10 protein-coding genes are annotated in these 8,653 nt (G+C 35.4%); 3 read left to right on the forward strand and 7 right to left on the reverse strand.

Annotated elements, in window-relative coordinates; genetic code table 11:
* Positions 1-774 (forward strand): ACT domain-containing protein (locus WBG45_RS06070; RefSeq protein WP_424412923.1); only part of this gene is annotated, 774 nt, incomplete at its 5' end.
* 378 nt (positions 775-1,152) lie between these two features.
* Positions 1,153-1,557, forward strand: coding sequence for a DUF2177 family protein (locus WBG45_RS06075; protein WP_424412925.1), 405 nt, complete (start codon positions 1,153-1,155; stop codon positions 1,555-1,557).
* Between the two features lie 84 nt (positions 1,558-1,641).
* On the opposite strand, the gene WBG45_RS06080 is transcribed toward WBG45_RS06075, so the two are convergent.
* The 6 genes from WBG45_RS06080 to WBG45_RS06105 all read right to left on the reverse strand — a co-directional run bounded on the left by WBG45_RS06080 (position 1,642) and on the right by WBG45_RS06105 (position 7,513).
* Positions 1,642-2,013: a VOC family protein gene (locus WBG45_RS06080; RefSeq protein WP_424412927.1), complete on the reverse strand. Its 372-nt coding sequence runs from the start codon at positions 2,011-2,013 to the stop codon at positions 1,642-1,644.
* Positions 2,014-2,250: 237 nt separating this feature from the next.
* Complete coding sequence (locus WBG45_RS06085; RefSeq protein ID WP_424412929.1) at positions 2,251-2,976, reverse strand: hypothetical protein; 726 nt, start codon at positions 2,974-2,976, stop codon at positions 2,251-2,253.
* Positions 2,977-3,130: 154 nt separating this feature from the next.
* A complete protein-coding gene (locus WBG45_RS06090; protein WP_424412931.1) occupies positions 3,131-4,417 on the reverse strand; it encodes an ATP-binding protein in 1,287 nt (428 codons plus the stop codon).
* A gap of 206 nt (positions 4,418-4,623) precedes the next feature.
* Complete coding sequence (locus WBG45_RS06095; RefSeq protein ID WP_424412932.1) at positions 4,624-6,414, reverse strand: DNA/RNA non-specific endonuclease; 1,791 nt, start codon at positions 6,412-6,414, stop codon at positions 4,624-4,626.
* A gap of 317 nt (positions 6,415-6,731) precedes the next feature.
* Entirely contained in the window at positions 6,732-7,208 is a 477-nt protein-coding gene (locus tag WBG45_RS06100) for a hypothetical protein (protein ID WP_424412934.1), read from the reverse strand.
* A gap of 17 nt (positions 7,209-7,225) precedes the next feature.
* Positions 7,226-7,513, reverse strand: coding sequence for a hypothetical protein (locus tag WBG45_RS06105; protein ID WP_424412935.1), 288 nt, complete (start codon positions 7,511-7,513; stop codon positions 7,226-7,228).
* 122 nt (positions 7,514-7,635) lie between these two features.
* On the opposite strand from WBG45_RS06105, the gene WBG45_RS06110 reads away from it, so the two are divergent.
* Entirely contained in the window at positions 7,636-7,782 is a 147-nt protein-coding gene (locus WBG45_RS06110) for a hypothetical protein (RefSeq protein WP_424412937.1), read from the forward strand.
* Between the two features lie 100 nt (positions 7,783-7,882).
* On the opposite strand, the gene WBG45_RS06115 is transcribed toward WBG45_RS06110, so the two are convergent.
* Positions 7,883-8,653: HNH endonuclease domain-containing protein (locus tag WBG45_RS06115; protein WP_424412939.1), on the reverse strand; the 771-nt coding region annotated here is incomplete at its 5' end.

Here is an 8,653-nt window from a genome sequence, read left to right on the forward strand (position 1 = left end):
GGCTCTGACATTACCGGCTCGATTTTAGCAGCTGCAGTTAAAGCCGAACTATATGAAAACTTTACAGATGTTGATTGCGTGTTTGCAGCCAATCCTAGAATTGTTGAAAACCCTGAAGAAATTCACAAAATGACATACCGAGAAATGCGAGAGTTATCCTACGCAGGATTCGCAGTTCTTCATGATGAGGCACTAATGCCTGCATTTAAAGAGTCAGTGCCAGTTTGCATAAAAAACACCAACAATCCGTTAGCTTCCGGAACAATGATTGTGGCAAAGCGAGAACATTCCTTCCGCCCGGTTACAGGAATATCCGCAGATAGCGGGTTCTCCACACTCTATGTCAGCAAATATTTAATGAATCGTGAGATTGGATTTGGACGGAAACTGTTGCAAATTCTTGAAGATGAAGAGATTTCCTATGAACACACCCCATCTGGCATCGATAACCTATCTGTCATTTTGCGTAGCCATCAGTTAGACGCTGAAAAAGACGCTCGCATTATTCATCGTGTAAAAACAGAATTGCATGCAGACGAAGTCACTATCCACAGCAATTTCTCTATGGTCGTTCTCGTTGGTGAAGGGATGCGAAACACGAAAGGTTTAGCGGCAAGAGCTACCGCCGCCATTTCTCGGACTGGTGCCAATATCGAAATGATCAATCAAGGCTCCTCCGAAGTAAGTCTGGTATTTGGTGTCCTTAAACAAGACGAAACGAAAATATTGAAAGAGCTATATAAGGAGTTTTTCTCATCGGTATTAGTTCAATAAAAGAACCGCGCTAGTTGTGTTTAAGTTTATTTGGTGCTCTCTATCGGCGGATTCTTGTCGTCTATCGGCGGTTCATCAAAAAATGGGGACATCCAGCTTTGATGGATGTCCTTAACCATTTAGCTTTTTGGTTTTAGAAATCTTTAAAGTGACTGTTGTATGCTATGAGCCGTTTTGTCTCAATGCCGATGAGCCGTTCACAAAAAATGTCTTTCTTTAAACCTCTTGATTCACACTTTTTTACAACACATTTCTGAAAAATCATATGTTACTCTAACACAATGTGCTGCCTTTAATTTTATTTGTCGATATGTTAGGTAATACTCTGCTAAAATCTCTTTAATTGGATGGTTCATCTTTGAGATGAGGAGGGTTAACATGGGGAAAAATCTAAAAATTTACGGTATAACTTTATTGGTCTTTTTCTTAGTAGACATCGTTTGGCTCGCATTTATCTCTAGAAAATTATACGAAGATCAAATTGGCTTTTTATTAGCCGAGGACGTCAATTGGATGGCAGCAGGTATTTTCTACTTATTATATATAGGTGGGTTATTATTCTTTGTTATTCTTCCTGCTATCGAAAAAAACAGCTGGACTCAGGCTCTTTTCGCAGGTGGCTTCTTCGGTTTAATCACGTATGCAACCTACGACTTGACCAACCTTGCGACAATTGAAGGATGGCCGATTTTTGTCACGGTGGTAGATCTAATGTGGGGAACATTCTTAAATGCAATTACTGCTATCATCACATTTTATATTGTAGGTAAAATGAATAAATAGACAGACCCCAGTGATAGAATCTATCACTGGGGTCTGTTATATCGTTATTGATATATCATTCAATAAACAAGAATTACCTCATCCTCAGACGTGTTGATCTACAAGAATAGGATTGCCATCTGGATCTTCAATTGTAAAACTTGCAGGACCTTCGCTCGATTCATCTGCTTCAGTCAGCATTTTAACTCCTTTAGCTTTAAGTTGCTTTTGAAGGTCTCGAATATCCGAGAACGAATCGAGACTGTCGGCATTTTGATTCCAACCTGGATTAAACGTCAGTATGTTTTTTTCGAACATTCCTTGGAAAAGCCCGATTACGCAACCTTCATTCTTTAGGATAAGCCAATTTTGGGCAATGTCTCCTCCTAAGACTTGAAAACCTAGGTCTTCGTAAAATGTTTTTGATTTATTAATGTCTTTAACGGTTAAACTTACAGAAAATGCACCTAGTTTCATATTTCATCCCCCCCTAAAAATTCATAACATTCAGACTTTAAGTGTAGATATATAATTTGAAATACACAACCTTTACAAGAGGAAGTGAAATCGCATAAGTTAATGTACTTCTTAATAGTTGCACCTTGTTCATTCAAAAAAGCAGGAAAAATACTTTCCCTGCTTAGTGCTTATTAAAAGTTGGAGGAACATGAAAGATGTATTTCCCTTGATGCCTTTTAAAGAAAGAATGAATTCTTATTCCTTGTTAGTAAACTCAGCTACAGACTCTAATACATTCCCTATAACTTGGCCTTTAAAAGCATCTGGCACAGATTCATTTGTAGGATTTCGATAAATGAATCGATTTTGGTCAGCGTCATATGTAAAACCAATACTGATTAATTTTTGTTTTAAAGAATCAGGTAACTGGTTTGATCCAACCGATTCCTCATAATAATCTGTTGTTGTTACGTAAAGCTCAACGTCATCAAGACTTGATGATACAATAAATAGATTAGTGTCACCTTGTAAAATCCATTGTCCTTTAGAATAAATGGATACCTTTGAATGTTCTAAACCAGAAATCCCATCCAAATTTACGCCAAATATTTGATTGATTAGTACTCTACACTCAGCTCCTGTTAAAGAATACTCATGAACTTCAATGTAACGATCCATCACTTCATTTTTTGTCATTGCCATAATTTGAGCATCACATTCACTTGAATTAGAATCAACATTTAAAGAAATACGAAGACTTTCCATAACGGCGATATTGTAGACGGACAAATTACTACCGTAATTTTTTTCTGATATGTAATTTAAATCAGCACCAAAAACGACTTTTACAGTTTCACGTACTTCTTTTCCATTTGTCTTATTACCAACTGATTTTAGATATCTATCCATTTTTTCTACTTTTGACATATTTTCTTTTATACGAACTAATTCAGTAGACTTTTTTTCTACACTTTGGCTCATTCTAAACGCCTCCATAAATTTTCAGATTCATACTCTACAATTTTCTTTACAAAAGATATTATATCAAATATACTTGCATAATATTTTCAGGTTAATTTTGAACAAAACAAAAGACGATTTGCCCTTTTTCACGGGCTGAATCGTCTTTTGTCATTTATTGAACAGGGCTTAACACTTTCGCCTTTGGTAGCAATACTTCCACACAAGTTCCCGAATTAACTTGGCTAGTGATGTGGATAGTTCCTTTGTGAGTTTCAATAATGCTATAGCATACTGTCATTCCTAAGCCAATCCCGTTTTCTTTTACACTATAAAAAGGTTCACCAATGTGTGTTAAGTGGTTTTCCGCAATTCCGCAGCCATTATCTTCAAACTTCACTGCTACAAAGTCCTCATTTTTATCCACAATTGAAATCGTGATTTCACCCTCAGTGGTGACTGCTTCCAATGCGTTTTTCATTATATTAATAAACACTTGTTTTAATTTACTGTCATTACAATATGTATTGAATTGGTCTTTTTCAACCACATTTAATCGAGTATTTTGTAGTGATGCTTCATATGATTGCATTTCTACGACTTCTTTAACAATCGTATTAAGGTTTTGGTTAGAGAAAATAACCCCTGCTGGTTTTGCTATACCTAAAAGTTCATTAACAATACTATTAATCCGATCAATTTCATCAACCAATACGTCAATGTGTTGATCCAAGTTAATTGTTTTCTCTTGACCCATTTGTAAAAAGCCTTTAATCGTCGTAAGGGGATTTCGTATTTCGTGAGCAATACCCGCGGCTAGTTCACCTAAAACAGACATTTTCTCTGATTGCCTTAACTTGTGCTCAGTTTCTTTTAAGGCGGTAATTTCTCTTCCAATCACTACTAACCCTTTTCTAGAACCATCCTCATTAAAAAGAGGCATTTTATATGAATCAAAAATTTTGCTTGAACCATCTCTCAAAGGTATGGTTTCTTCACAACGACTAACCTTCCCTGCCTTCCACGCTTCTTCGTCTGAATCAATACAGTAAATCAAAGCATCGTGATAAAAATCTGTGTACTTCGCCATTTCTCTGTCTGTTTTCCCTTTGTAATCAACGCCTTCTAGTTCGAATAACTGAGCACCAAATTTATTTATTTGGAGCCACCTTCCTTCTCCATCCTTGAATGAAATACAGTCAGGCATTGTATCAATTAATAAAGTTAACTTCTCTTTCTCTTCTTCAATTTGTTTTTTGTTTTTTAAATTCTTTAGTAAGACAAATAAAAGAATAGCAGTGAAGAAAACGAACAACAAACTTTTGGAAATATCTAAGAAAAGAACTTTTTCAGCAGAAAAATTAGAGACGCTTAATAAGTAATCTAACCCAACAAACCAAATGGGTCCTATTATTAAATATATGAATGGTATTAATCGGAAAAAATCAGTACGTGTTTTCATATTTCTGCCCCTTAGAGTGAATATAATTAGTTATATTGTCACACACAAATCAAGATTCAGCAATATTATCCAGATTGTACAGATCGTGAAAGAAAATCGTATTAACTTTTCCAAAATCCCCTCTCATTACGTGTTTAAATTTCACAATAGAAAAGCCAATGAATTCCTTACACTACGGAATTCATTGGCTTTTTTATTTTCACTTTTTAGAGTTTTATATCCCCAGGTGCCTCAATTACATATGAATTTAATGGTGTTATGGGGTCGTGATTACGTAAAGAACCAAAATTCAGACCTGTAATTTCTTCAATTCTTGATATTGGTACTTGATAAGTTTTATATTCACCGTAGGCAAATTCTAAATCCTCAATAAGATTTTTTTGAGTCTGCAGATAAGCAGTTGCTGATAGGTTGCCATTTTCCTTAACCATAATAGCGATTTTCCAAAACTCTGCCGGTATCTGAACTTCTCTATAAACAATGTCATCTACTCTAAATACTGGACCTGTAAACACTGTCACTTTTAAATTCCAGTTTTCAGCATTGTGTAAAATATAATTCTCTAAATCCAACCAGATTTTTTGATTGAGATTACTGTGCTGAGGAGCACAATTTGTAAAATGGAAGGTATTTTTATTCGCTTTTTCAGCTGTATCTCCCCAAACAGGATCTCTTCTGCGGACAAGATGTCCCCGATCAAGAGCATTATTTTCATATAATTCAGGACCACACTGATACTCAGTTTCAATACGGGGATCGAGATACCATTTATTACTACGTCCAACGTCTTTCATTTGGTTCCCGTCAATATTCACCACTGTATAAAAGGCTAAACGGCGTGACTTACTCATGACTATGGAGAAATGCGTATAATGGAGCACATTGCTTCCGTCTTTTAACTGAGCAATATCTTGTTCAATATCTGTCCGAAATGCCGGAAGCAGAACTTCATGATTCTCACCAAGAAACTTAGTATCATAGCCGGTTGAACCTTCATACCATGAATCGCTTAACTCCTCCACGATCATCTCTTCAGAAGGTTGTTTGGTCACATTGCGTCCTTGCACAAGGTCATTAATAAATAATTTCAGCTCATCATTTAAATTTGCGCTTTGCTCTTCAAGAAACTTGATAATCGCACTGATGCGAATCCCTTCATTGGCAATAAATTCAGATGGATTTTCAGGATCCGGCACTCCGGCATGGTGGAGGGCAATGACAATCCATTCGTCATTAAATACAGGTGAACCGGAGGATCCAGGCATAGTATCTGTGGAATAGTGAATATAGTCGTCAAATATATCCCAAATTTTATTCTCTCTAATTGCTATAGCTTTGTGTTCTCCTGAAGGATGTTGAATAATTGATACATACTCACCGACCAATACTTTGCCTGTTTGTGAGATGAGAGGCAAAAAACCGAAATCACTCAGTTTTGTCCCATCATCAGCCACTTCCTCTACAGCGACTAACGTAAAATCAAGCTTCTGGTCTGTTATAAAGAAACGCTCTGGTGTTAATCGAAAGCTTTTCTTCAAACGCTCATTTAGATCAAGATCCATTTCATAGTTGAACTGAGCAACACTGACCTGAGCTGTATCTGCATTTTCCAAAACATGATTATTTGTAAGCAGTAAAGTGGGTGAGACAAGAAATCCCGTTCCATATCCGAGTACTCTACCTATAGAATCTCGAATCTCAATTCTACAAACAGAAGTGGCTGCTTTTAGACCGGCTTCAAGATAAGAAATAGGAAATAGATCTTCTTCACCAATAATACGCTCAATGGCAAGCTCATCACGTGGATCAATAATTGCTTTACGCAGTGCCACTCGCTCAGCTGTATCTACTTCAAAAGGATTTTTACCTTGTAGTTCACTAGCAATTCGATCTCGTTCACCCGAACGTTCAATGTAACGCTTCAAAGCGTGTTGCTGTTGCAAATCTACAAGATTCATATTAAATTTTCGAATTTCATCAAGTCGCTTAATATTCATATTAACCTCCTTAAAATTCCACGCTCCATTATCCTTTTGGAAAGTTGTATTTCATTAGGTATTCTACAACTACTTTTCAAATCCTTCTTACATAAAAAAGCTTTGATTTATGTTGAGGTTAAAATAAATAGAATAAACCCAGTGATAGATAAATCACTGGGTTCTTTTAAACTTATTTGAGTGTAACGGTAAGAAGATAATTTGGTTTATATCAGCTGATGAATAACTAAGAAAAGTTTGCCGTCATCGATCAAGTTTTGAAATAAGTCGAACGCCTTCGTCGACCATCGAACCACCTAGTTTACGGTATATCTTCTTTAATAATAGCTATTTGTAATATCAGTTCTATTAATATAAGTTATTTTGGGCTCTTCTATTGAGGTAATGTCAATTATATGATTTAAACAAGGAACTTGATAGTGAATAATTGGTTCATCTGGGAATAACACTTCTGCAAAAGTAGATAATTTAACAAAATCCAAGAATCTAGACTTCGAATAAATTCTGAACATTTCACCTTCGGAAATTTCGTATTCATCCATTTGAGTAAAGCTCTCATTAGTTACTGTGTAAGACACGTAGGAATTAAAATCTAGTTGAATAATTGGAAAGTTTTTATTTATTTCAATAGTTGAAAATGTCTCTAAGCCTAAATCATTGGAATTAATCAATTCTTCTTTTTCATTTACCCCGTTACATTTCTCTATACGTATACGTAAAGAGTTTTCTTCAGGTTCAACTAAATAATCCAAATAAATATATTCCTTACTTTTCATTAGATCTCTAAAATTCATACAGTATCACTTGTCCTTTATCTTTGAAATGAGTGTAATACTTTTTTCAATGTGCTTCTAAATTCATCTTGCGACAAGGTTTTAATGTTTATTAGTCGATTATTATCCATTTGATTTTGGAATTCAGGTAGATAGCCTACATATAAATATCCATTTCCAGTAAGATATAGTTCTTGCAACACGGTTTGTCTACGAATCGGATTGTTAGGAAAATAATAGGTAGCTCGATTTTGTGTGCTTTCTTTTCGTTTTAGCTCAGAAAATTCTTCTAAAACACTTACCACCTGGTCATAAGACATCGACATAGTAACACTCCCTATTGGAAATCATTACATACAGTATATCATTTCCATTTATTAGTTCGTAATTATTTTCTGACAACTTTCATATACTATTTCTAAAAAACTATGCGGAGGAGTATTTGACGATGAAACCTGAACATGTGGACCAAAAGGAAATGGAATTGCGTCAAAATAAGGATTATATTGCTTCTCTTGATATGGTTGGTGAGGGTGCACCCATTTATCACCTTGATAAAGATGATCTTGAAGATGAAAAAAAAGATACACATTAATTCGACAACAACATTAACCTTTATAATCAAAAAATCCAGTAACTCTTAGAGTCACTGGATTTCTTTTATTGTTTCTTTCGATGGTTCAATCGCAGTCTGTTTAAGGAGCCCAACCCTTTTCAAATCCATTTAACTCGGCATACTCATACAACTTCACGAACTGATGAAAGTCGTAAGTCTCCATATACTGTTGAACATATACGTCTCCCGTTTTTTTAAACAATTGGTTTCGTTCATCTAATTTATTAAGAAAGCGCTCAGCTGGTAATTTGCTCCCTTTGCTAGAATTAAGTGATGAAGATGTAAGAACGAAATTCCACAATTCATCACTATGTACAAAGCTCCAGGGAACAAAATGATCCACTGCAATTGACCGTTTTGCCACGTGTAATGGTCTATCCGTATAAAAACAAGTACTTCCTGAATGCGTTACAATCATTTGTTGGAATTGCTGCAGTGATTCACGTTGGGTAATGTTTTCAATTTCTTCTAGTAGTATGCCTTGTGTGAATCCAGGATTCTTTTTCTGAAGAAACTTTGCTAACTCATAGTTAATTAACTTGAAAATATTGGTTTGGTATTTCAATAAAAATTCATAGCCAGAAGGTGTAATTGTAATTTTGCGTTCTTTCTTTGAGAATCCGTAAACTAGACCCTCTGTGTCCGCAAATAACGCGCCAACTACATACCTTCTAATCACTTTACTCTCAATACGCTTGATCAGTTCCCGCTGTTGTTTTTCATGAATCGAATCAAATGACACTCCACTTGGAATCTGAAATTCACATTGAAAATCCTTTAACTCTTTTTCAATTTGAGCTTGATGTCCTTGAGAATATCCATTGCGAATGACTAAGTTCCAATATAGTTT

Source organism: Paenisporosarcina sp., from assembly GCF_049671445.1.
Lineage (GTDB): Bacteria > Bacillota > Bacilli > Bacillales_A > Planococcaceae > Paenisporosarcina.